The organism is Cutibacterium porci (assembly GCF_009696315.1).
GTDB lineage: Bacteria > Actinomycetota > Actinomycetes > Propionibacteriales > Propionibacteriaceae > Cutibacterium > Cutibacterium porci.
In genome coordinates this window covers 266,060-288,228 of the sequence record NZ_VUMG01000003.1, presented here as the reverse complement: position 1 = coordinate 288,228, position 22,169 = coordinate 266,060, and the positions used below count along the sequence as shown (strand labels likewise).

Annotated in this window: 19 protein-coding genes and 1 pseudogene; 13 read left to right on the top strand and 7 right to left on the bottom strand. The window is 60.4% G+C overall.

What is annotated here, in order from left to right; genetic code table 11:
• Positions 1 to 8 precede the first annotated feature (8 nt).
• The 6 genes from nuoL (at position 9) to FYJ43_RS08790 (ending at position 7,898) form a co-directional block, all read left to right on the top strand.
• Complete coding sequence (gene nuoL, locus FYJ43_RS08815) at positions 9 to 1,895, top strand: NADH-quinone oxidoreductase subunit L (protein WP_326833510.1); 1,887 nt, start codon at positions 9 to 11, stop codon at positions 1,893 to 1,895.
• 17 nt (positions 1,896 to 1,912) lie between these two features.
• Positions 1,913 to 3,406, top strand: coding sequence for an NADH-quinone oxidoreductase subunit M (locus FYJ43_RS08810; protein ID WP_154563984.1), 1,494 nt, complete (start codon positions 1,913 to 1,915; stop codon positions 3,404 to 3,406).
• Entirely contained in the window at positions 3,403 to 5,019 is a 1,617-nt protein-coding gene (gene nuoN / locus FYJ43_RS08805) for an NADH-quinone oxidoreductase subunit NuoN (protein WP_326833509.1), read from the top strand. The genes FYJ43_RS08810 and nuoN overlap by 4 nt, the downstream gene beginning before the upstream one ends.
• 202 nt (positions 5,020 to 5,221) lie before the next feature.
• Positions 5,222 to 6,196, top strand: a complete 975-nt coding sequence (locus tag FYJ43_RS08800) for a polyprenyl synthetase family protein (RefSeq protein ID WP_326833508.1) — start codon at positions 5,222 to 5,224, stop codon at positions 6,194 to 6,196.
• A gap of 25 nt (positions 6,197 to 6,221) precedes the next feature.
• Entirely contained in the window at positions 6,222 to 7,004 is a 783-nt protein-coding gene (gene cobF / locus FYJ43_RS08795; RefSeq protein ID WP_326833507.1) for a precorrin-6A synthase (deacetylating), read from the top strand.
• 24 nt (positions 7,005 to 7,028) lie between these two features.
• Positions 7,029 to 7,898 carry an HpcH/HpaI aldolase/citrate lyase family protein gene (locus tag FYJ43_RS08790; RefSeq protein ID WP_268234110.1) on the top strand — a complete coding sequence of 290 codons (870 nt, stop codon included), beginning with the start codon at positions 7,029 to 7,031 and terminating at the stop codon, positions 7,896 to 7,898.
• Between the two features lie 153 nt (positions 7,899 to 8,051).
• Here the strand turns inward: FYJ43_RS08790 and FYJ43_RS08785 are convergent, their stop codons facing one another.
• From FYJ43_RS08785 to FYJ43_RS08770, 4 genes are all read right to left on the bottom strand, one after another.
• Positions 8,052 to 8,357, bottom strand: coding sequence for a hypothetical protein (locus FYJ43_RS08785; protein ID WP_154563980.1), 306 nt, complete (start codon positions 8,355 to 8,357; stop codon positions 8,052 to 8,054).
• Positions 8,354 to 9,748, bottom strand: coding sequence for an ABC transporter permease (locus tag FYJ43_RS08780; RefSeq protein WP_326833552.1), 1,395 nt, complete (start codon positions 9,746 to 9,748; stop codon positions 8,354 to 8,356). Before FYJ43_RS08780 ends, FYJ43_RS08785 begins: the two co-directional genes overlap by 4 nt.
• Positions 9,749 to 9,845: 97 nt before the next feature.
• On the bottom strand, positions 9,846 to 10,688 hold the full coding sequence (locus tag FYJ43_RS08775) for an ATP-binding cassette domain-containing protein (protein WP_154563976.1): 843 nt from the start codon (positions 10,686 to 10,688) through the stop codon (positions 9,846 to 9,848).
• Positions 10,688 to 10,930 carry a hypothetical protein gene (locus tag FYJ43_RS08770; RefSeq protein WP_154563974.1) on the bottom strand — a complete coding sequence of 81 codons (243 nt, stop codon included), beginning with the start codon at positions 10,928 to 10,930 and terminating at the stop codon, positions 10,688 to 10,690. Before FYJ43_RS08770 ends, FYJ43_RS08775 begins: the two co-directional genes overlap by 1 nt.
• Before the next feature lie 162 nt (positions 10,931 to 11,092).
• On the opposite strand from FYJ43_RS08770, the gene FYJ43_RS08765 reads away from it, so the two are divergent.
• The 3 genes and pseudogenes from FYJ43_RS08765 to FYJ43_RS08755 all read left to right on the top strand — a co-directional run bounded on the left by FYJ43_RS08765 (position 11,093) and on the right by FYJ43_RS08755 (position 13,865).
• Entirely contained in the window at positions 11,093 to 12,025 is a 933-nt protein-coding gene (locus FYJ43_RS08765) for a hypothetical protein (RefSeq protein WP_154563972.1), read from the top strand.
• A 1-nt stretch (position 12,026) separates the two neighbouring features.
• A pseudogene (locus FYJ43_RS08760) lies at positions 12,027 to 12,648 on the top strand (ABC transporter ATP-binding protein).
• Positions 12,645 to 13,865: an ABC transporter permease family protein gene (locus FYJ43_RS08755; RefSeq protein ID WP_154563970.1), complete on the top strand. Its 1,221-nt coding sequence runs from the start codon at positions 12,645 to 12,647 to the stop codon at positions 13,863 to 13,865. The pseudogene FYJ43_RS08760 and the gene FYJ43_RS08755 overlap by 4 nt, the downstream one beginning before the upstream one ends.
• Positions 13,866 to 13,922: 57 nt before the next feature.
• On the opposite strand, the gene FYJ43_RS08750 is transcribed toward FYJ43_RS08755, so the two are convergent.
• The 3 genes from FYJ43_RS08750 to FYJ43_RS08740 form a co-directional block, all read right to left on the bottom strand.
• Positions 13,923 to 15,905, bottom strand: coding sequence for a M13 family metallopeptidase (locus FYJ43_RS08750; protein ID WP_154563968.1), 1,983 nt, complete (start codon positions 15,903 to 15,905; stop codon positions 13,923 to 13,925).
• Between the two features lie 154 nt (positions 15,906 to 16,059).
• Entirely contained in the window at positions 16,060 to 17,145 is a 1,086-nt protein-coding gene (locus FYJ43_RS08745; protein ID WP_154563966.1) for a 2-oxoacid:ferredoxin oxidoreductase subunit beta, read from the bottom strand.
• A 1-nt stretch (position 17,146) separates the two neighbouring features.
• Positions 17,147 to 19,099, bottom strand: a complete 1,953-nt coding sequence (locus FYJ43_RS08740) for a 2-oxoacid:acceptor oxidoreductase subunit alpha (protein WP_154563964.1) — start codon at positions 19,097 to 19,099, stop codon at positions 17,147 to 17,149.
• A 159-nt stretch (positions 19,100 to 19,258) separates the two neighbouring features.
• Between FYJ43_RS08740 and FYJ43_RS08735 the strand changes: the two genes are divergently transcribed.
• Genes FYJ43_RS08735 through mptB form a run of 4 tightly spaced genes read left to right on the top strand, consistent with a single transcriptional unit; the run spans position 19,259 to position 22,120 of the window.
• Entirely contained in the window at positions 19,259 to 19,657 is a 399-nt protein-coding gene (locus FYJ43_RS08735; RefSeq protein WP_326833506.1) for an NADH-quinone oxidoreductase subunit B family protein, read from the top strand.
• Positions 19,654 to 20,229 (top strand): NADH-quinone oxidoreductase subunit C, encoded by a 576-nt coding sequence (locus tag FYJ43_RS08730; RefSeq protein ID WP_154563962.1) that lies wholly within the window; start codon positions 19,654 to 19,656, stop codon positions 20,227 to 20,229. Before FYJ43_RS08735 ends, FYJ43_RS08730 begins: the two co-directional genes overlap by 4 nt.
• Before the next feature lie 2 nt (positions 20,230 to 20,231).
• Positions 20,232 to 20,540: a 4Fe-4S binding protein gene (locus FYJ43_RS08725; protein ID WP_154563960.1), complete on the top strand. Its 309-nt coding sequence runs from the start codon at positions 20,232 to 20,234 to the stop codon at positions 20,538 to 20,540.
• Complete coding sequence (gene mptB, locus FYJ43_RS08720; RefSeq protein ID WP_326833505.1) at positions 20,537 to 22,120, top strand: polyprenol phosphomannose-dependent alpha 1,6 mannosyltransferase MptB; 1,584 nt, start codon at positions 20,537 to 20,539, stop codon at positions 22,118 to 22,120. The genes FYJ43_RS08725 and mptB overlap by 4 nt, the downstream gene beginning before the upstream one ends.
• Positions 22,121 to 22,169: the final 49 nt, after the last annotated feature.

The following is a 22,169-nucleotide window of genomic DNA, read 5'->3' as shown; positions in this document are numbered from 1 at the left end:
GAGGTACCGTGACTGTCCTAGAAACTGGCTTGTTCAACGTGGCCTGGCTCATGATTGCGGTGCCACTGGTGGTTGCTGGCCTGCTGTTGGTGCTTGGACGCCGCAGTGACTCCTGGGGCCATCTGCTGGCCACCGTGGCTCCGATCGTCTCTTTTGTCATCGGGTTGGTCCTCTTCATCGACCTGCTTGGACGCGACGGCGCGTCTCGTGCCGTGGAAGTTGGGGTCTACCGGTTTATCGACGCTGGATCCTGGGATCTGCGAGTAGGACTCCTGGTCGATCAGCTGTCGATTCTGTTTGTGCTGCTCATCACCTTCGTGGGCTCCCTGATTCATATTTACGCCATCGGGTACATGGCCCATGACACCGACCGCCGTCGGTTCTTTGCCTACCTCAACCTCTTCATCGCCGCGATGCTAACGCTGGTGTTGGCGGACAACTACCTCATCCTGTTCGTGGGCTGGGAGGGCGTCGGTTTGGCGTCCTACCTGCTCATCGGGTTCTGGTTTGGTCGTCCCGCTGCCGCCCGCGCTGGTAACAAGGCTTTCATCATGAACCGCATCGGTGACCTCGGTTTGGTGATGGCGATCTTCACCATGCTCAGCCAATTCGGCAGTGTGCGTTTTGCCGACGTCTCGGCCAAGGCTTCCGGGCTGACGTCAAGCTGGGCCACTCTGCTCGGCTTCATGCTGCTCCTGGCTGCGTGCGGTAAGTCTGCACAGGTGCCATTGCAGGCCTGGCTGCTTGACGCCATGGAGGGCCCGACCCCGGTGTCAGCCCTCATCCACGCGGCGACGATGGTGACGGCTGGCGTGTACCTGGTAGTGCGCTCTCATGAGATTTACGCCCAGACGGGTGCGGCGTCGTTGGCTGTGGCGATCGTCGGCACCGTCACCCTGTTGTTCGGTGCTTGGATTGGTTCGGCGAAGAAGGACATTAAGAAGGTCCTGGCCGGATCAACGATGAGCCAGATCGGTTACATGATGCTGGCTGCAGGGCTCGGACCGGCTGGTGCCGCACTGGCGATTTTCCACCTGCTTACCCATGGGTTCTTTAAAGCGAACATGTTCCTCGGGGCTGGTTCGGTGATGCACGGTACGGGTGACGATACGGATATGTACCATTTCGGCGCGTTGTCTAAGGTGATGCCCATTACCTTCTGGACCTTCGCCTGCGGTTACCTTGCCATCATTGGTATTCCCGGTACTTCCGGTTACTTCTCTAAGGATCACATCATCGAGGCTGCTTTCGACAAGGGTGCAGTTTTTGGGGTGTTGGCCCTGATCGGTGCCGGAATCACCGCCTACTACATGACTCGCCTCATGATGCTGACCTTCTTGGGGACTAAGCGTTGGCGCGCGGACGTCCACCCGCACGAGTCTCCGGCAGTCATGACGATCCCTCTCGTCGTGTTGGCTATTTTGTCGATCCTCGCCGGTGCCTTTATGAACAACTGGATCGGCGACTGGTTGGCTCCAGCTACGGGCGCTGAGGTTGAGCACGTCGGTATGTGGCATATGGGCGTGATTGGGGTTGTCACCCTCGTCGTGGTGATCCTCGGCATCCTGGCAGGCTGGCTTCTCAATCGTCACGACGTGCCAAGCGAGGAGCCCGAGACTCACGATCCTCTGCTGGTCGCTGGTCGTCACGACCTCTTCGGTGACGACGTCAATGACACTGTTGTGGTGAAGCCGGGGCGCTGGCTTGCCGGTGGTGTAGCGGGCTTCGACCACTCAGTGGTTGACGGCCTGGTCAACGGCGCTGGCTCCGTCACCACAGCGTGTTCCCAGATCATCCGCAAAGTCCAGAACGGCTACGTGCGCAGTTACGGCCTCATGATGGTTGTTGGCGTGCTGGTTGTTGGACTCGTCGTCGTCCTGGGCCGGATGGCCTGAGCGCAGGAGGAGCTGACATGTCTTTCCCGATCCTCACAGTGATCGCGCTGCTGCCACTCGTCGGCGGCGTTATCACCATGATGCTGCGTGGGGCCGCGGCGCGAAGCACCGGAATGGTGTTCTCGCTGGTCACCCTGGTGCTGGGCGTTTACGCCTTCGTCGTCGGAGTTAATGGCACCGACCTGTCGGAAACCCATCGCTGGATCCGCGCTGTTGGAGCCTGGTATGCCCTCGGCGGTGATGGCCTTTCGCTGACGATGATTCTGCTGGTCGTGATCCTTGTTCCAGTGGTGCTGCTTGCCGAATGGCATGTGGGCGACGACGAGACGGCCCGCTGGTCAACGGGGGCGTTCTTCGGCCTAGCCCTCATGCTTGAGGGACTTGCGATCTACTGCTTCGCAGCCACCGACGTCCTGCTGTTCTACCTCATGTTCGAGGCCACCCTCATTCCGATGTATTTCTTGATCGCAGGATGGGGCGGCCCACGACGAGGTCGAGCGGCGATGAAGTTCCTGCTGTACTCGTTGGCAGGTGGACTGGTTATGCTCTTCGCTGTCATCGGCGTCGGGGTGCATGGCGGATCCTTCCTCCTGAGCGACCTGGCCACAGTGGATTTCTCCGGGACGATTGGTAAAGAGCTCTTCGTCGGGTTCTTTATCGCCTTCGCGATCAAGGCGCCAATGGTGCCGGTTCACACCTGGCTGCCTGATACCGCCGAACAAGCCACTGCGGGGGCGTCATCGTTGCTCGTCGGTCTGCTCGACAAGATCGGCACTTTCGGAATGCTGAGGTTGTGCCTGGGCTTGTTCCCGGCGGCGTCCGACTGGGCCACCCCCTTCGTCCTGACTTTGGCGATTATCTCGGTACTGTGGGGCGCAATGATGGCCGCCACATCGAGCGACCTCATGCGGTTCGTCTCATACACCTCCGTGAGCCACTTCGGATTCATGGTGATTGGCATTTTCGCTTTGACGACGACCTCGATCACCGGCTCGATCTTCTACATGTTTAACCACGGTTTCTCGACGGCTGCGCTATTCCTGGTACTCGGTTTCTTGGTGCGCCGGGGCGGGACGGCGAAGGTCGACGGTTACGGTGGTGTCCAGAAGGTCGCTCCGGTGCTCGCCGGAACCTTCCTCTTTGCGGGGCTGGCGACTCTGTCGCTGCCTGGCACCGGGAACTTCGTCAGCGAATTTATGGCATTGGCCGGGGCATGGTCACGTCATCCGATTTACGTCGCCGTTTCCACCATCGGCATGGTGTTGGCTGCGGTTTACGTTCTGGTGACCTACCGACGCACCATGACTGGCTCTGTGCAAGGCGTGTCTGAGCACGTCAGTGATCTCAGTGGCCGGGAGAAGTTGGTGCTTGCACCGCTCATCATTTTGTTGCTGGTGTTCGGGTTCTTCCCGAGGCCGATGTTGCACGCCATTGAACCGGTAGCTACAGCCACTATGACCCAGGTCCACGCCACTGATCCGGCACCCGTCGTCAAGGAGGGTCTCAAGTGAATCCCGCCCTGTTGATTACCGCGTCTGGGTTGCCAGCGCTCCTCGATGTCGCGGCACCGCACATCGAGTGGGGACCGCTGACGCCGGTCTTCGTACTCATGGCCGGGGCCTGCTTAGCCGTGCTGGTGGAAGCCTTTGTGCCGCGGCCAGCTCGACGACCGGTCCAGATCGCCTTGACGGTCGTTGCTTTGGGTGTAGCCGTCGCTTCGACACTGGTGACCGTTGCCCACGGTACAAGGATCGTTGCCGGACAGGGAACCCTGGCACTCGACGGTCCGACTCTGGCTACCTGGGTCATTCTGCTAGTGACCAGTCTTGGTGCCGTGGTGCTCTTCGCTGAACGCGTCGGGACCGCCCAGACGGCGTTTGTCGCCAGCGCCTCATCGGTGCCTGGATCGCCGATGGAGGCCAAGGCAGAGCAGGACCATCGTGAGCACACCGAGGTCTACCCGCTGCTGACGTTCGCAGTGCTGGGCATGATGTGCTTTGCTGCGGCTGACGACCTCATCATGATGTTCGTCGCTTTGGAGATCTTCTCCCTGCCGTTGTACTTGTTGTGCGGCATGTCGCGGCGTCGTCGACTCCTGTCCCAGGAAGCAGCGCTGAAGTATTTCCTGTTGGGTTCGCTCTCCTCGGCCTTGTTCCTGTACGGCATCGTGCTGCTGTACGGATGCGCCGGTAGCTTCAAGCTAGGCGACGTGGCCGCTGTGGGCGTCACCCAGGTCGGCTCGTCGAAGCTCATCGTTGCGGGCATGGTTCTGGTGGCCGTCGGCCTGCTGTTCAAGATTGGCGCGGTTCCGTTCGCGTCCTGGACGCCCGATGTCTACACTGGCGCGCCAACTCCGGTTAGCGGCTGGATGGCTGTCGCGACGAAGCTCGTTGCCCTCGTCGGCCTGATGCGCGTCCTGTACGTCGGTCTGGGTGCGCTGAGATGGGACTGGCAGATCGTGCTGGCCGTCGTGGCTGTCGCCTCGATGGGTGTCGGCGCGATTGTGGGTCTCGCGCAGACGGATATGAAGCGTCTGTTGGCCTATTCCGCCATCGCCCATGCTGGCTTCGTGCTCGTCGGTGTCGTTGGGGCATGGACGACCCAGACGGGCATGGTTGAGGGTCAGACGGGCTCGGTGTCGTCGGTTTTGGTCTACATGACGGCCTATGGTCTTGCGTCGATCGGTTTCTGGCTGCTCATCCTTATGGTGCGTCGCGCGGGTGGTGAATCCACCGAGATTGCATCCTGGGCCGGTATTGGGCGCACCCATCCGTGGATCGGCGTGCTGGTGGTCATCTTTGTGCTGAGTTTCGCGGGTATCCCGCTGACAGCAGGGTTCACCGGCAAGCTGGTGGTTTTCTTGGCCGGATGGCGCGGCGGATACGCCTGGCTGGTGTTGGTTGGGGTGCTGTTCTCCTTGGTGGCGGCAGCCTTCTACCTGCGTATCATCGTCGTGGTGTTCTTCCGGTCGCCGAAGGAGGGGGACGATCCCGTCGAGGTTGCTGAGCCGTCTGTCGCCGGATGGATCACCCTCATTGTGTGCGCGGTCTTCACCATCGTCATGGGTGTTGCCCCGCAACCCGTTATTGACCTGTTCAACCAGGCGAGCACGTTCCTGCGCTGAGTTGTGGTAGCGGGGGTTTTGTCTATTGGGCCGGGGCCACTATCCGTAAGGGTATGACCCCGGCCTAGCTACATCATGCGGAGCAATAGCTTCCCAGCAAGACGCGGGCACTAGGGAGCCAGTAATGTGGGAGTTGGCCGGGTCGCGTCGAGACGACGGCCGGACGAGTACCGGGCGGCCGCCTGGTCGGAAGAGGAGAACCGTGTCGTACAGCGCCAGCAGCGAGTTCACCGATTTGGTGAGCGCCAAACTTGCCCTCGTCGAGGACGAGCTAGGCCGTCAGGCCGGCGCCGAAACCCCCTTTGTGACCGAGGCTGCCAACCATATTATTTCCGCTGGCGGCAAAAGGTTTCGTCCGTTGCTGGTGGTGTTGTGTTCCCAATTCGGTGACGAGGTCCGTGATGCTGACCTCGTGCGTGCTGCCGTGGTGATGGAGCTTACCCACGTCGCGTCGCTGTACCACGACGACGTTATGGACGAGGCATCCAAACGTCGCGGGGCCCCCTCGGCGAACCTCCGGTGGGGTAACTCGGTGGCCATCATGGTGGGCGACTACTTGTTCTCCAAGGCTTCCCTCGCTGTGGCGGAGCTGGGCGTCGATTTCGTCAAGTTGCAGGCGCAGACGTTCTCTCGTCTGGTGCAGGGGCAGATCGCCGAGACCCGTGGGCCATCCGAGGGTGAGGACCCGCTGGCTCATTACCTTAAAGTCGTTGCCGATAAAACGGGGTCACTCATTGCCGCATCTGCTGTTTTCGGGGCGATGGTGTCCCACGCATCTGTGGAGACGGTGACTGCGTTGGAGCAGTTTGGTGAGGATATTGGCGAGGTGTTTCAGCTCGCTGATGACCTCATTGACATCACCTCGACGGTGACAGGAAAGACCCCAGGCACGGATCTGCGCGAGAACGTCCCGACCCTGCCGACTCTGCTGTTGCGCGCTTCTGATGACCCGGCAGACGCCGAGCTTAAGGGGATGCTTGATGCTGACCTGTCCGACGATGCTGTGCTCGCTGACGTATTAGAGCAGCTGCGTGCCAATCACGTTATCGAAGAGGCTCGTGTCGAGATCCAGCGCCGGGCTGATCGTGCCCGCACCCATTTAGCCCCGTTGCCGGACGGTGACGCCAAGCAAGCCCTTGCGGCCCTCTGCGATGAGGTTGTCTCTCGGTCCTCGTGACGCCCGGAACCACCTAGGAGGCATCGTGTCCCGTCATCTTGATCTCATCGGCATTGGGCCCGGCAACCCGGACTGGCTGACGCTGGCCGCCGTCGACGCCATTGAGCACCTTGACGTGCTGTTCGTGGTCCTCAAGGAGCATGACGTCGACGATCTCGTTGAGTTCCGCCGCGAACTGCTGCGTCGTCATCGCCCTGGCGCCGAGGCGGAGGGTATGCGCATTGTCGAGTTGCAGGATGCGCCGCGCCCCTGGAAAACCGCTGACAACTACAAGGAGGCCGTCGCCACGTGGCGTCGCCAGCGACTCGACCAGTGGACCCACGCTGTGGCTGACAACCTTGCTGACGGCCAACGCGGTGGATTCCTGGTGTGGGGTGACCCGGGCCTATTTGAGTCGACGTTGGCAATTGTGAAAAAGCTTATCGCTGCCGTTGACGTTGACGGTGGCGTACCGATCGAACTCAACGTGATACCTGGTATATCGAGTTCGCTGTCGCTAGCATCGCGTCACCAGATTCCGCTCAATCGGCAGGGCCGCGCGCTGCAGATCTCGCCGGCCCGGTTGCTGGCCGACGGGATGCCGGAGGGGGTTGACGACGTCATCGTTATGCTTGACGGGCGTCAGACTTTTAGCCTTATTGACCCCACTGGCATTGATATTTACTGGGCGGCCTATATCGGTACGCCTGACGAAATTCTTATCAGTGGGGATCTCGCCGAGGTCCGTGATGAGATACTGAGCGCCCGTGCTGACGCCGAGAAGCGTTTGGGATGGGTGTTTGACACCTATCTGTTGCGTCGTCGCTGACACCAGTGCGGCACAATTGGGGGCATGGATTCTTTGCGCCCTCGTCGTTCTGTTTTATTCATGCCCGGCGCTAATGCCAGGGCGCTGGAGAAGGCCCGCAGCATTGACTGCGACGGCATCATTATTGATTTAGAAGACGCGGTGGCCCCCGATCTCAAGGTTGAAGCCCGTGAGCGCGCGGCTGGCGTTGTGAAAGAGCATCCGTACGGTTACCGGGAGGTTGCCATCCGTGTCAACGGGATGGACACCCAGTGGTATCGCGATGACCTGGCTGCCGCAGTTGCCGCTGGCCCGGATGCTATCGCGGTGCCCAAGGTTGGCTCTGCTGAGCAGGTTCGTTCCATCGTCTCCGACATGGAGGCGGCTGGGGCCGATGAGAGTGTCAAGCTGTGGGCGATGATCGAGACTCCACAGGCGGTGCTGGATTGCCGTGACATCGCGGTGGCTTCCGACCGGTTGACGGTGCTCATCATGGGCACCAACGACCTCACCAAAGAACTGCGCGCATCCCATGTACCGGGTCGCGCGCCGGTGACGACGGCCCTGCAGATGTGCCTGTTGGCTGCTCGGGCGGCCGATGTCGTCATCCTTGACGGGGTCTATAACGATGTTCGTGACGTCGAGGGATTCACCGCCCAGTGCCGTGAAGCCCAGCTCATGGGATTCGACGGCAAGACGCTCATTCACCCAGGCCAGGTCGGCCCGGCCAACGAGGTTTTCGCACCCGACGCTGAACAGGTCGCGGAGGCCCGCGGCATCATCGACGCCTGGGAGAGCGGGAATGGCTCGGGTGTTGTTACCTACCATGGCCGCATGATTGAGAACCTTCACGTCGATACTGCCCGACGAGCCCTGGCGATGGCAGAGGCGATCGAGTCACGCGGACAGGAGTGAGCGTGGGGTACCCGATGTGAGCCGTTCGCGCCGTGGGCAGCACAAAATGCCCATCCGAAGGCGAGGATGGCCCCAGGCGCGAATCCTATGAAAACGAGGTGTCTGGCTAACGGCTGCAAGCTGAGATCCCGCGGGTGTTGCCACACCGCACGATTATTGGATGAGTGATGCACGGTAGGCCTTGAGCCGAAAATAGATAGCTGAGACGAGGAGGGTGAAGGCAAATATCGCGGCTGCGACGATGCCTAGCCGTGGCAGCGACGCGACACCCATCGTCGCGTCGATATTGCCTTGGGGGTTGGGTGCGGCCCGGAAATATACCGACCCGAAGAGACCAGTTCGGTAAGCCGACTCGTCGTGCACCGAAAACATCAGGATCAAGATGGTTCCGGTGGCCAGTGTTAGTGTCGCAATGATCGCGATGATTAGGCTTGTCAGGTAGACTTTAGGGTTCTTCATCGGGCTGCCTTCCGTTGATCCGAAATGGTGACGATGCTGTAGGTGATGAGTAAGGCTGCGCAGGCGATACCAAGGCCGATAGATGCTGCGGCAGGAAGATGGAGGATTCCGCAGAATACGACGAGCGCCATTCCGATGGTCAGCACAATCGCGCAACCCAGCAGGATCGACAGGGGATTGTCGTCGCGAGCAGGGACAAAAATCCCGACACCAATGGTGATAAGGGCTGATCCGCATACTCCGGCGGTAGCGAGGATGGTGGAATGTGCCGGGTGATTGGTGAAGATGTCGATCAACACTGCCACGACAAGCATCGGGGCGACGAGGGCGTATTGTGCGGCGAGCAGCCGAAGGTAGAAGCGCGATGCTGGTAGCCGCGGTTCAAAGATGCGGAAGCTCGGTGCGAGGGTGGCGTATTGGAAGAATCCACCGATGGTCAGGGGTTCCACCCCCCATACTGATGACGGGCCTGCGACACGGGTGGCCAAAAGCGCGACGAATCCCGCTGAGAGCAGAGCCGCCTGCAGGGTGTACCGGCTGCGGAAGAGAGCCCGGAACTGGGGCGCCGTATCGAAGAAGGACGCATTGAGGCCGACGACGGGAAGCATGACGAAGCGGTGCCGTATGTCTAACGGCGATGTCGGCAAGACCATGACCGGCAGGAAACTCACCACGATCAGAGCGAGGAAACAACCTGTGGTTGCTGGAGAGCCGTAATACAGATTGATGTCGTGGAAGACGAGGGGCCAGACGGTGAACGGTTCTGGGGAGGAGGTGATGGCAGCTAGCATGGTGGGCATCGACTGCCACAGTGCGAGGACGATGAGGAAGAACATCACTGCAAGGATTGGTTGACGGGCGCGACGAAACGGGGTTCGGGCGAGCGCGAGGTCACAACACCGGTGGGATAGTTCCAGGGTCGCATAGGTGGCGGTTGCTGGCATGACGACGCATGTGATTAATCCTGGGACGGCTGAGATGCCGAAATTCACGAGAGACGAGACGCTGGTGGTGAACATGCCGATGATCACGATGATCAGAGTGGCTAATGCGTCGAGGACCCCCACGGCACGCTGACGCTCTCGGTTCGTGATCGGAAGATGGTGGGTGATAGCCATCATAGTGCCGGCGTCAGCCATAAGTATCTTGACGATGAGGAAGGCGACTGCTGTCCACACCACGGAAGACAGGGAGTTGATGGTCAGGACAAGGTCACGGATCGTTGCCCCATTCGCCACGTCTCGGGTCAGAATAATCGCAAGAACAGTCGCGATGAGAAGAAAGAGCACCAAGCAAGCGAAGACGCCGAGGCGGATAGCACGTGATTTGAGGACTCCTTTTCCAATGACAACGCGGATCAGATACGCCCCCATTAGGCGCATTACAATGATGGTTCGCGAAACGGTTTCGCCGAGCTGACGTCGAGGTGTGGGTGCGACGGTGATTCGGGTCAGAATGAGTGGATCGCCATTGGCTACCCGGGAGGTTTCAGTCTCGTCCATTGGTGTCATCGTTTAGTCCCATATACCCAACAATGAGATCACGGATAGTGGCACGGTTGGCGCGCAATTCGTCGACACTCGAGAATTCAACGAGATTCCCGTAATCGAGCATCGCGATGTGGGTCGCGCAGCGGTCTAGCATGGCGAAATCGTGGCTGCAGATGATCTGCGTACCGCCTTGCCGGATGTGGCTGAAAAGGGCGTCCTCGATTGCCATCTGGGCCTCGATGTCGATGCCGTTAAGCGCCTCGTCGATGATGATGACGGGCGAGTGGGCGAGCAGGGCAGCCGCGATCTGAGTCTTCTTGAGCATGCCATGGGAGTAGGTCTCCATGAGCTCGTCCTGGCGGCCGGCCATTCCTAAACGTTCAAAGATGTCAGCTGTAGCACCACGAAGACGCGGTTTCTTGACACGCGATGGGCACCTGAGGGACAGGGTATAAGAGATGAATTCTGCCCCGGTGAGGAATTGCGGCAGGTGGTCGTTGTCGGCGCAGTAGGAGATCGCCCTGCACGCTACTCGGGAACCGCAGGGGTAGCCGAGAACAGTGGTCGTCGCCGTCTTCGGGGCAGCGAGGATGCCCTGCACGATCTTGCACAGGGTGGACTTTCCCGATCCATTGGGACCGATGAGTGCAAGACAGGATCCTTGGGCAATTGACAGAGTGACATCGTTGAGGATCGGGGAATCAGAGTATTGAAAATTTAAATGCTCGATCTCGACGACAGGTTTGTGGTGAGGACATGGGTCTTCCAGCATCGATGTGTCTGAGGGAGCTGGCCCCTCTCGCGGGGAGGTGGGCCAGCCAACGCCATGGGGTGGACGCATTAGCGTGCACACTCCATAGAAACGGAGATGCCGTACTTGACCCATTTCCAGTGGCCGGTGAACTTCCCGTGCTGGTTGACGACGCACCAGATAGCCATAGCAGCAAGGATGGAAGCGCCCAGCCCGATGAGCACTGCGATGAACACGAGCCACCAAGCGTCGTGACGAAGGAGAGCTGAATCGAACTTGTTCTTGAAGATTTCGCTGGTTGACTGCAAGGCAAAGGCTTGTGATTCGGGCATGACGTGATCTTCCCTGATACCGAATATCGTGTTGCGCGGTTTTGCCGTGGCCGCAGCTGACCGCAGGATAACTCCTCAACGGGTCACAGTCTGCGGGGTGTCGATTTTTCTGTTGACCTCGACACATCGGGACACAGTTGTGAGCCCAGTGTCAACGTCGGCATGACAAGTTCGTTCACCGGTGACGCTGTCGCGATCGTCGGGGTAAGCCTGTTGCGTCATAGTGTTTGCGGTATGTCGTTTCAACGATTCTTGGCGGGGGTGGCAGCCATCTTGCTTCTCCTGCCTACTGCGTGCTCTGATGATGCACAGGCACCCGTTGTCGATAACCTCGGGACGGTCCTCAGCCCCTCCAACTCCCTCATTCGCGAGCCGGCGAATTCGTCAGTCAATGGGACACTCAAGAGCACATATGAGTACCTCCGGCTCATCGACGGTCACGATCTACCCGACGACGATGGCTACGCTCATGATCATCTGGTCGCGGCTTTGCGCCCGTATTTGGTGAATGGTGGAGACAGTCGGCAGGCCCACGTCAACCAACTCATGGCGGCGTCATCCCTGAAAACCCTCAACACGTTGTCCGACAAGGAGAGATCAGAGGTCGACAAACGTACCCGCCCGCCGAAGGGCTGCATCACGAGAAAGACGGTGATGACGGATCTGCCCATCGCGGCGATGAGGCGGGAGATCGGCCTGTCCAACGACGGGTTGTGCCTCACACCGTGGAAGGTCAAGACGACTTCTTCCGAGGAGGCTCGGTGGGCGATGCAGGCGCTGGCCAGTGCCGACCTATTCAGCAATGCTAAGGACGCCGAGAAATGGGGGTGGGAGTCGATCTCGGACGGGTATTTGCGCCATCTCGAGACCTACAGTGGCCCGAGTACGACTATCGCGATGGCCTTGTCGGCGGCGAATACCGTCTCTACATTGTCTCGTTCCCAGTTGCAACGCATCGGCGACAGTCTCGCGGATGCGCCATGTCCGAGGAAGGACCTTGGTCCGGTGCTCATTCGCAATGGAAAGCCGGTCAAGGACAAGTGCAGTATCGAATCGGCGTACCTGTTGAGGTATTCCGGGAATTGGGCGTGGTGACATGACGGTTTCTTGGCAAGGTGTGACCAAGACATTCCCCTCGGGCGATTCCGCGCGTGGGGGTTGCACGATTCATTGCGCCGATGCGACTGTTGACGCAGGTCAGGCATGTCTCATCAAGGGAGCATCCGGTCAGGGTAAGTCGACCATGATGGCCATGATCGGTGGCCTGCTTCCAGTGACGAGCGGGCACATCACCATTGCTCATGGTCATGGCGACCGTGATCCTGAGCAGGCTCGCCGTGAGGGGGCTGGTTGCCTACGCCTTCCAGTACCCATTCCTCACCCCGTACTTCACTGTCTGGGAGAACGCCGCTCTGTGCGCCGAAGCCGAGATCGCGTATCAGTTGCTGGCCTCTTGCGGCATGGCTGACCTGGCCAATCAGCAGGCCAGCACGTTGTCCGGTGGGCAGCAGCAGCGGGTGGCCGTCGTCCGGGCTGTGGCGTCGCGGCCCGCAGTCTTGCTGGCAGATGAGCCGACGGCATCCCTTGACGACGACAATCGGTGGGCCGTGGAGAAACTGCTTCAGGACTACTTGGATGACGGAGGAACGATCATCATGGCATCGCACCAACCGATCGACCTTCCACATCTGAGCGTCACGGTGGAGGCGACACGATGAGCATGTCAGCATCGCGTCACGCCTGGGTGTCCTTGCGACGCTCCAGCTTGCCCCGACAGCGCTGGTTCATCATCGTCCTGGCCTTGCTGGGAGGATGCGCTCTAGCGATGAACACCATCGTCGCAGGCCATGTTCGTGACCAGATTGACGCCGCTGACGCGGGCAAGAGACTCAACTATGTTGTTGTTGACAGTACGGGGCGTGGGTCTAGTGGCCCGATTAACGCGGCAGCTCGCCGGCAGATGATGGGCATGGACCATGTGGCGAAGGTCTACGAGTGGTCGCAGGCGGGACTGCTCTGCGACGACGACAATGGGCTTCCGCAGATCGTATGGGCCACGGCACAGATTCCCGATGTTCCTCCCGCCACGGTGGCCTTTGACGGCCCCACCAGGCCAGTGCGGCCAGGGGAAATCATCGTGCCAGATGCGGTAAACGGTCATGATCTCAACGCTTTGCTGGGGACGACGATCAATGTGTCGTATCAGCGCAAGACGAAGGCATCTGAAGCTGAGGCTGTCCCGACGAAGCTCAAGGTTGTTGGCCTTTACGACTCCAGCCGTCCGAACAATGACGGTCCCGATACGGTCTACGTTCATGTCGACGACGCCAAGAATTGGGAGGCTGCCAACGCAGGGATGTCCCCTCAAGCGTTTGATAAGCAGGGCGTGTCGAGGGCCTATGTCGAGGCTGATTCGCGCGCCCACGTCGCTGACGTCCATCGGCAGCTAAGCCAGGCAGGATTTTCGGCAACCAGCCAGGCTGATGTGGTCGGATACGCCGATCAGATGACCTCCGATGTCCAGCGGATGCAGACGATCCTCATCGTCGTCATCTGTGTAGCGGCATTGGTGCTTGGGGTCAGTGTTGGCTCGACGATCTCGCGTCAGCGGGGGTCTCAGATTGCAGTATTTAAGGCTTTCGGCCGCTCGGGGGAGTGGATTCTCGGTTGCCTAGAAATGGAGGCCTTTCTCATTGGTGTGGTGATGGCGCTGGGAATCGTTGTTGTTGGGCTGGTGCTGTGTGGTGTAGCGATGGCGTTGACGGCTGCTGGGGTGGGTCCGGTGGCGATGTCCCCGGTGCCGCTGGCCGATGTGCTGGAACAAGGAGCATGGTTCCCCCTGCTCCTTCTTGCTGCCGTGCCGCTGGGGTGCTTGCCGCGCACTATTGCTTCGGTGAAGTCTCACAAGCCTTACGAGTTGCTGCGCGAACAATGACACTGACGATGCGACCTGAGCATGAGAAATGCCCCCGGGTTAGCGGGGGCATTATCATCACCAGATGGTGACCCGCTTCTCGGGGGCCAGCCACATCGGGTCGTTTTCGGTGACGTCGAAGGCGTCATAGAAGGCGTCGATGTTGCGGACGATCTGGTTACTGCGGAACTCGGTGGGTGAGTGCGGGTCCGTCGCAATCTGTGTACGCAGGGATTCGTCGCGCTGCTTTTCCCGCCAGATCCGGGCGTAAGACAGGAAGAAACGCTGCTGCCACGGCAGGCCGTCGATCGGTTCGGGTTCGGCTCCCGCAAAAGAAATCTGCAGGGCCTTGAAGGCGATTCCTGCCCCGCCGAGGTCGCCGATATTTTCGCCGATGGTCAGGGATCCGTTGACGTGAGGGCCGTCTGGCTGTAGCTGCAGCGGCACAAGGGCGTCATACTGGTCGATGAGACCCTTGGTGCGCTCCTCGAAGGCGGAACGGTCCTCAGCGGTCCACCAGTCGCGTAGCCTTCCAGCCCCATCGCAGGTCGAGCCCTGGTCGTCGAAACCGTGACCGATCTCGTGGCCGATGACGGCCCCTATCCCGCCGTAGTTGACGGCGTCGTCGGCCTCGACGTCGAAGAATGGCGGTTGCAGGATGGCCGCGGGGAAGACGATCTCGTTGCGCAATGGGTGATAGTAGGCGTTGACCGTTTGAGGGAACATCAGCCACTCGTCAGGATCCATCGGCCCCGAGAGTTTCTCGATGGTGTAGTCGAGCTGGAATGAGCTGCACGCCATTGCGGCGTCAACGAGGTTACCGTGCGGTAACTGGAATGCCGAGAAGTCCCGCCAGCGTTCTGGGTAGCCGATCTTCGGGCGGAAGGCTGAGAGCTTGTCAAGGGCTTCAGCTCGGGTTGACTCGCTCATCCATGTCAGTGTCGAGATGGACTGACGGTATGCCGCCAATAAGTTGGCGACGAGGTTGTCCATCCGCTCTTTGGCTGCTGGAGGGAAATGCCTAGCGACATAGAGTTTGCCGACGGCCTCGCCCATGGTCGATTCAACGAACGAGACGCCGCGCTTCCATCGAGCCTTGAGCGCAGGGGTGCCGCTAAGGACGCGACCGTAAAAATCGAAGTCTTCATTGACGAAGGCTGAGCTGAGGTAAGGGGCCAGGGAAGAGATGGCGTGCCAGCGAGCCCACGCCTTCCACTGGTCAAGGCGTCGGTCAATCAGCATCGGCTCAACCTCGTCGAAGAACGACGGCTGGTTGTCGACGATGGTAGCCAGCACGTCGACGGGGATGCGCGCACCCTCACGCCACAGATCGAGGTGGAGACCCGGATGGGTGCTCGATAGCTCGCTAAAGGTCTTGGGATTGAAGGCTGCCTTCATATCCCGGCAGCGGACCTGATCCCAGTGATGGGATGCGATTTCGGTTTCGAGATCCATGACGGCCCGCGCCTGGTCGGCGGCATTGTCCAGCCCAGCCAAGGTGAACATCCGAGTGACGTGGCCCACATACGCCTCGCGAACCTCGGCCTTGTCATCGTCACGGTAGTAGGCCTCGTCAGGTAGGCCTAACCCAGCTTGCCCCATCCAGGGCACATAACGAGTGGGGTCGGCGGGGTCGGATTCCTCAGTGAGGTAAAACAGGGCACCGAGGGATTCGCGGTAATGCTGGCCCAACAACGTCATGAATTCAGGTGTCGTTGTTACGCGGTCGATGCGCGCCAAGATCGGCGTCAAGGGGGTTGTGCCGGCGGCTTCGACAGCGGCAGAGTCCATGAATCGGCGGTATAGCTCTGCCATAAGGTCGACTTCGTGGTCAGTTGACGCGCTGGCTACCTGCCGCAACTCGTGGGCATCGCCAGACGTCAACTCCTCAAGAATGTCGTGAACGGCGGCTTCGGAGTTGTCACGCAATACCCGGAACGATCCGGTGCTTGCCTGATCGTCAGGGATAGTCGTTGTTGACAGCCACGACCCGTTGACGTGGCGGAAAAGGTCATCAGCTGGGCGGACGTCGGAGTCCCGGTCCTGGAAGGATGCGGTCATGAGGTCCAGCCTATCCGCCGGATGCGCCGTGCATTCTGCCTGTCATAACTTCGGCCACTATTCGGCCAGACATGGCCGAGAACCTTGCCAGCGTCCTGGCCACAAGTCGCTATGTGCGCGCCGGGGCCACGTCCGACCGTGGCCCCGGGGGCCGTCAGCCCTGAACCTGCCAGGTATCGCTGCCGAGCAGCAGCTGCTGTAAGGCGCGGTCACGAGAATCAGGATCGGTGGCATCGCCAGCAGCTAGCTTCAGCTGGGCACGGGCCTGGTCGTCATAGGTAGGGAGGTCCACGTCACGGAAGACACCGACCGGCGTCTGGGTGACGATGGTGCCGTCATCCAAGTGCGCCAACTCAAAAGCTAACGATGGATCGGCGCGATGAGAGTCGTGAACAAGCACGTGGTCCATGCCCACCTCGGCGACGTCAGCTACCGTCAATTCGCCGCTGACAGGGTCTCGCACCACGCCACGGGAACCGTCAGCACCGACGAGCACCGGCTGTCCGTCAACGAGCCGGATGAGGTGCTGGGCGGCCTCGGGCCCCTTGTAGTCATCGAACGCCCCATCGTTGAAGATCGGGCAGTTCTGGTACATCTCGACAAACGAGGTGCCGCGGTGCTTGGCGGCGGCGGTGAGTACCTGAGCAAGATGCTTACGATCGGAATCGACGGCACGAGCTACGAAAGAGCAGCCCGCCCCCAATGCCACTGCCAACGGGTTGAACGGCGCGTCGATCGATCCCATCGGGGAGGACTTCGTCACCTTGCCAGCCTCCGAGGTGGGGGAGTACTGGCCTTTCGTCAGACCGTAAATCCTGTTGTTGAACATGAGGATCGTCAGGTTGACGTTGCGCCTCATGGCGTGGATGAGGTGATTACCGCCGATAGACAGGGCGTCGCCGTCGCCGGTGATGACGAACACGGCCAAGTCTGGTCGGGATACCGCCACCCCCGTCGCGATGGCCGGAGCGCGACCGTGAATGGAGTGCATACCGTAGGTATTCATGTAATACGGGAAGCGTGAGGAACAGCCGATACCCGAGATGACGACGGCGTTTTCCTTAGCGATACCCAAATCGGGCAGCACACCCTGGAAGGTAGACAGGATGGCGTAATCCCCGCAGCCGGGGCACCAGCGCACCTCCTGGTCGGAGGCGAAGTCCCGACGCTTGAGCGGCTCGATCGCCAGCGGCACGCCTGTCAGACCGGTGGGACGATCCTCGGTGGTGATGTCAGTCATCTCAGGCCTCCTTGGTCTCGTCGTTGCAGTACTGGCACAGTTCCTCGCATAGGTCGACCGGCGAGATCGGCAGCCCGCGCACCCGCGAGATCGTCTTCACGTCCACGAGGTACTTCGAGCGCAACAGCATGGCGAACTGGCCGGTATTCATTTCGGGAACGATAACCCGGCGGTATCGGTGCAGGACGTCACCGAGGTCCTTCGGTAGCGGGTTGAGGTGGCGCACGTGGGCCTGGGCGATCGACAGACCGCGGGCACGCACTCGGCGTACGGCGGCGGTGATTGGCCCATACGTGGAGCCCCAACCGAGTACGAGAACATCGGCGTCACCGGAAGGATCGTCGACGGCAGTAGGAGGAATACTATTCGCGATGCCCGCAACCTTGGCGGCTCGGGTGGCCACCATCTCCTCGTGATTGGCTGGGTCGTACGAAATAGCGCCGGTACGTGCCGACTTCTCCAGTCCACCGATGCGGTGCTCTAGACCCTTGGTGCCCGGTAGCGCCCACGGACGTGCCAGGGTTTCAGGGTCACGGTGGTATGGCATGAATCTGGGCGCGCCGTCGGCGGCAGTGGCGTTTGGTTCGGTCGCGAAGTTGGGGTCAATGCGCGGGATCTCGGCTAGATCGGGCACCTTCCACGGCTCCGCACCGTTGCCGAGGTAGCCGTCAGACAACATGATGACCGGGGTGCGGTAGGTGACCGCGATCCGGCAAGCCTCCAGCGCGGTGTCAAAGCAGTCCGACGGAGACTTCGCAGCGAGTACGGGGACGGGGGATTCGCCATTGCGTCCAAACATTGCCTGCAACAAATCGGCTTGTTCTGGCTTGGTCGGCATACCGGTGGACGGGCCGGCGCGCTGCACATCGACGACCACTAGCGGCAGTTCCGTCATGACGGCCAGGCCAATAGCCTCGGACTTGAGGCTCATGCCGGGGCCCGACGTCGTCGTGGCACCCAGCGACCCGGAGAAGGAAGCACCGATGGCTGAGCTGACTCCAGCGATCTCGTCCTCGGCCTGGAAGGTGACGACGTTGTGAGCCTTGCGTCGAGATAACTCATGCAGAATGTCAGAAGCCGGGGTGATGGGGTACGACCCCAAGAACAACTGCAACCCGGCCCGATTAGCGCCAGTGATGAGGCCGTAAGCGGTAGCGAGGTTACCGGTAATCTGGCGATATGTGCCTTGAGGCATCGGTGCCGGGGCTACTTCGTAGCGCACCCGGAATAGCTCGCAGGTTTCCCCGTAGGCATGTCCGGCTTTGAGTGCGGCAAGGTTGGCGTCCCGAATGTCGGGTTTAGACGCAAACTTACTAGCCAGGAACTTCTCCGAAGGGCCAAGGGGACGTCCATATAGCCAGGTCAGCAGCCCGAGGGCGAACATGTTTTTGGCGCGCTCGGAGTTCTTACGGCCAAGGCCAAAGGGCTCGACGGCGGCTACTGCCAGGCCGGTAAGGTCGAGTTCGACGATCTGGTAGGACTCCAGCGTGCCGTCTTTGCGTGGATCCTCGCTGTAGCCGACCTTCTTGAGGTTCTTCTCCGTGAACTCGGCGGAATCCACAATGATGAGTCCACCACGGCGGATATCGCTGAGATTCGCGGCTAAAGCAGCGGGATTCATAGCGACTAGAACGTCCGGCTCATCGCCGGGTGTGGCAATGTCGTAGTTGGCGAAGTGCACCTGGAAACTGGAGACGCCGGGGATGGTGCCTTGGGGGGCGCGGATTTCGGCAGGGAAGTTCGGCAGTGTTGAAATGTCATTGCCATGAATGGCGGATTCAGCGGTGAAGCGGTCGCCAGTTAACTGCATGCCGTCGCCGGAATCGCCGGCGAATCGAATGACGACTCGGTCGAGGGATTGGACCTCTCGCTCGTCAGTGGTGTGATGTGCCGTGTCGGTGGAAGGCACTCTGACCTCTTTTCTCGTCGCGGGATTCCGTTGTTGACGCGTCATGGGAGTGTCGGATGGCCGCGCCCGCAGCGAGCATCTGGATGCTCCGGAATCGGCTACTAACGCTACCATCGAGGCTCCGCTTATCGAACTATTGCGTTGCTGTGAGCGCTCGCCTAGCGCGAATCTCGCAGTGAAGACCATCCTCGGTAGGATGGCCGGGTGAAGTTCATTGACTGGTTCGCCAACGGATCGGTGTATGTTGTCGACCTTGCGTTGGCCTGCTGCGGGATCGAAAGCGGGGCAGCCATGCCAGTCAACGCTCCAGTGCGTGCGGCGATCCCAGACGGTACCCCGATTGTCGTGATCGTCTCAGGGACGGTGACTACCCGGCTGGCCCCCGTGGTGCGCGAGGCTATCAATGAGCTCAAGCGCAACCATCCGGTTGACGTCGTGGCTTTCGGGGCGTGCGCCTGCGCAGGCGGCCCCTACTGGGACTCCGCCAGCGTGGTCTGTGGACTTCATGGCCTAGGAATTGACGCCGACCACTGGATTCCCGGCTGTCCTCCCGGGCCTGACGCACTCACTGAGGTTGTGTCGTCCTCTCGGGAGGCGGCATGACCACAAATACTGTTCCTGCAACCGCCTGGCACGACGCTGTTGCCGAAGCGGTGTCCACCCATCCATGGTTGGCTTATGTGGGTGCCATTGACGGAGCCGGGGAGCGCGGCCAGGATCCCGACATCATCGTGGTTTGCCGTGTGGAAAATCATGACGGCGACGACAGTACAATCTCGACTCGCGTGCCTCGTGATCACGGGACTCTGGACTCGGTTGTCGACGTCCTTGCCGGGGCATCGTGGTATGAGCGAGAGATTCACGACTTTTTTGGGGTGAGGTTCGTCGGCCCCGGTGCGGATCATCGTCCCCTCCTTATTCACGAGGCACCGAAACCGCCTTTGCGTAAGGACGTCGTGTTGGCTCAGCGAGCTGACACGATATGGCCTGGCGCAGCTGATCGGGCTGCGTCGACGTCCAGACGTCTGCCAGCTGGTGTTCCCGATCCTGCGACGTGGCAGCGGATCAAGGATGGCGAGAACGTCGCGGATACTGAGGTCATCGCGGCCATGACCGGTCGGCGTCCGAGGGGCAGGCGGGCGGCATCCACGTCGAGAACCGCGTCGCGGAGGTGAGCATGAGGCATACCGCAATCGACCTGGATGTCGACGCATGTACGTCCTGCGTTATTTGCGCCCGGGAGTGCCCATCCTGGTGCATTACTATCAACGCTCACCACGAATCGGTTCCCGATTCCGATGCCCGTCGTCCTCGCACGGTAGCCGTTCTCGATGAGTTCACTCTCGACTGGGGGTTGTGCATGTACTGCGGCATGTGCATTGAGTCCTGCCCATTCGACGCCCTGTCCTGGAGCGACAAGCGTGTTGCGGATTCAACGTCGCGAACTGATCTGGTTAGCGCATGGGGATCGGACGGTGATCGGTGAATCAGCCTGTTGGCTGGCAGCGACGGATCCGTCTGACATGGCTTGCCTATCTGCGCGCCTGGCAGTCCCGGTCGGTTCTCGAAGGGCTGGTCGGGACGATTCTCATCACGGCTGGATCACTGACCCCGGCCTATCTGCCGTTGAACTCGCCATGGTGGTCTCGGCTGGACGAGGCTGGATTGCGCGGATCAACGTGGCGCATTGTAGGGACGATCCTCGTCCTCGTCGGCGTCGGTCTGCTCGTTGACTCCTGGTTGCGGTTGCGGCCAGGCCGCGAGCCGCGTGATCTCGATGCGGAACCGCTCCCAAGGCGTGTGCGTAAGTACATCCACCACCGCCCGGGTATTCGTGCTGGGCTGCACCCGTGGGCTGTGCTCGGCGTATGGGGATTGCCATTCCTGTTAGCCCCACCCATCTTCAGCCATGACGCCTATTCGTATGCAGCCCAGGGTTGGCTGCTTGAAAACGGCATCAGCCCATATGAAGGGTATCCGGGCTTGTTGCCTGGGGCGTTCGCCGATCAGGTTGCCCAGGAATGGCGCTACACCAAGACGCCGTACGGGCCCTTAGCCCTCGTCGTTCAACATTGGATTGTTCACCTGACTGGTGATAATCCATATTGGTCGTCGGTTTTTATGCGCGTTCCTGCCCTTGTGGGCGTCGTCGCAATAGGGTTGTTGCTGTCCCGGGTGGCGCGCCGAGTTGGTCGAGATCCGCACTTCGCGGCATGGTTTTCCACCCTCAACCCCATCCTCGTGGTGGATTTCATCGGCGGGGCTCACAATGACGCTCTCATGATGGGGCTAGTCGTCACCGGGTTATGGGTCGCCTGTATGACGAGCTGGTCGTGGACGATTGGTGCAGTACTCGTCGGTGGTGCGGCTGCCGTGAAGCAGCCGGCATTTATGGTTGCAGTAGCTTTGCCATTGATTCGCCACCCTATGCCGTCGTGGCATCCGCGTCACCTTTTTGGGGCCCTAAGGCGGGCAGTAGGATCGTTGGTTATTTCAGTAGCAGTATTTGCAGGTATTTCCTGGGCTTCGGGACTAGGATTTGGTTGGTATCACGCTGTTGATGTACCCGGTATGGTTTTGACTGTGTCGCCTTTTACCCTCATCGGAATGGGTGTGCGTATGGTGCTCGGCGTCTTCGGCGCGCATCAGGCGGCGGCAGCTGTTATCCCAATCGTTCAGGCTATTGGTGTGCTCGTTGGCGCGTTACTGTTGGTGGTGATGGCTATTCGGTTGTTGCCGCGAAAGCCACTTTCCTTTTTAGCTCTGGGCTTTCTTGCGGTTGCTTTCTGCGCCCCAGCCCTGCACTCGTGGTACGTGCTGTGGGGGGCTCTGCTGCTGCCACTGATCGACGAGGCTGCCCGCTTCGTCCGCCCGGCGGTGTGGACTACCGTCATCCTGCTGTCCTTCGATGCCGTCAACTTGTCCTGGCGCAATAGCGCCGCAGCTCTCGGCGTTGCGTTGGTTTTAGTCTTGGTGGCTCGCCTGGTATGGCACGAGCGCAGTCTTGGGCAAGGGTGGACGCATAAGGACGTTCACGTTCCGCATAGAGTTCGTCGGCAGTCGTAGTCACGCTGGGTGCACGGCTGCTCGCCGGGTGTGTGACGCCGTTAACCCC

Coding starts and splice junctions, on each gene's coding strand:
- FYJ43_RS08790 (WP_268234110.1), top strand. CDS start 7,029: ATGGATTCTTTGCGCCCTCGTCGTTCTGTTTTATTCATGCCCGGCGCT.
- FYJ43_RS08745 (WP_154563966.1), bottom strand. CDS start 17,145: ATGACTGACATCACCACCGAGGATCGTCCCACCGGTCTGACAGGCGTG.
- FYJ43_RS08740 (WP_154563964.1), bottom strand. CDS start 19,099: ATGACGCGTCAACAACGGAATCCCGCGACGAGAAAAGAGGTCAGAGTG.
- FYJ43_RS08765 (WP_154563972.1), top strand. CDS start 11,093: ATGACAAGTTCGTTCACCGGTGACGCTGTCGCGATCGTCGGGGTAAGC.
- FYJ43_RS08770 (WP_154563974.1), bottom strand. CDS start 10,930: ATGCCCGAATCACAAGCCTTTGCCTTGCAGTCAACCAGCGAAATCTTC.
- FYJ43_RS08785 (WP_154563980.1), bottom strand. CDS start 8,357: ATGAAGAACCCTAAAGTCTACCTGACAAGCCTAATCATCGCGATCATT.
- FYJ43_RS08755 (WP_154563970.1), top strand. CDS start 12,645: ATGAGCATGTCAGCATCGCGTCACGCCTGGGTGTCCTTGCGACGCTCC.
- FYJ43_RS08775 (WP_154563976.1), bottom strand. CDS start 10,688: ATGCGTCCACCCCATGGCGTTGGCTGGCCCACCTCCCCGCGAGAGGGG.
- FYJ43_RS08750 (WP_154563968.1), bottom strand. CDS start 15,905: ATGACCGCATCCTTCCAGGACCGGGACTCCGACGTCCGCCCAGCTGAT.
- FYJ43_RS08725 (WP_154563960.1), top strand. CDS start 20,232: ATGAGGCATACCGCAATCGACCTGGATGTCGACGCATGTACGTCCTGC.
- FYJ43_RS08730 (WP_154563962.1), top strand. CDS start 19,654: ATGACCACAAATACTGTTCCTGCAACCGCCTGGCACGACGCTGTTGCC.
- FYJ43_RS08810 (WP_154563984.1), top strand. CDS start 1,913: ATGTCTTTCCCGATCCTCACAGTGATCGCGCTGCTGCCACTCGTCGGC.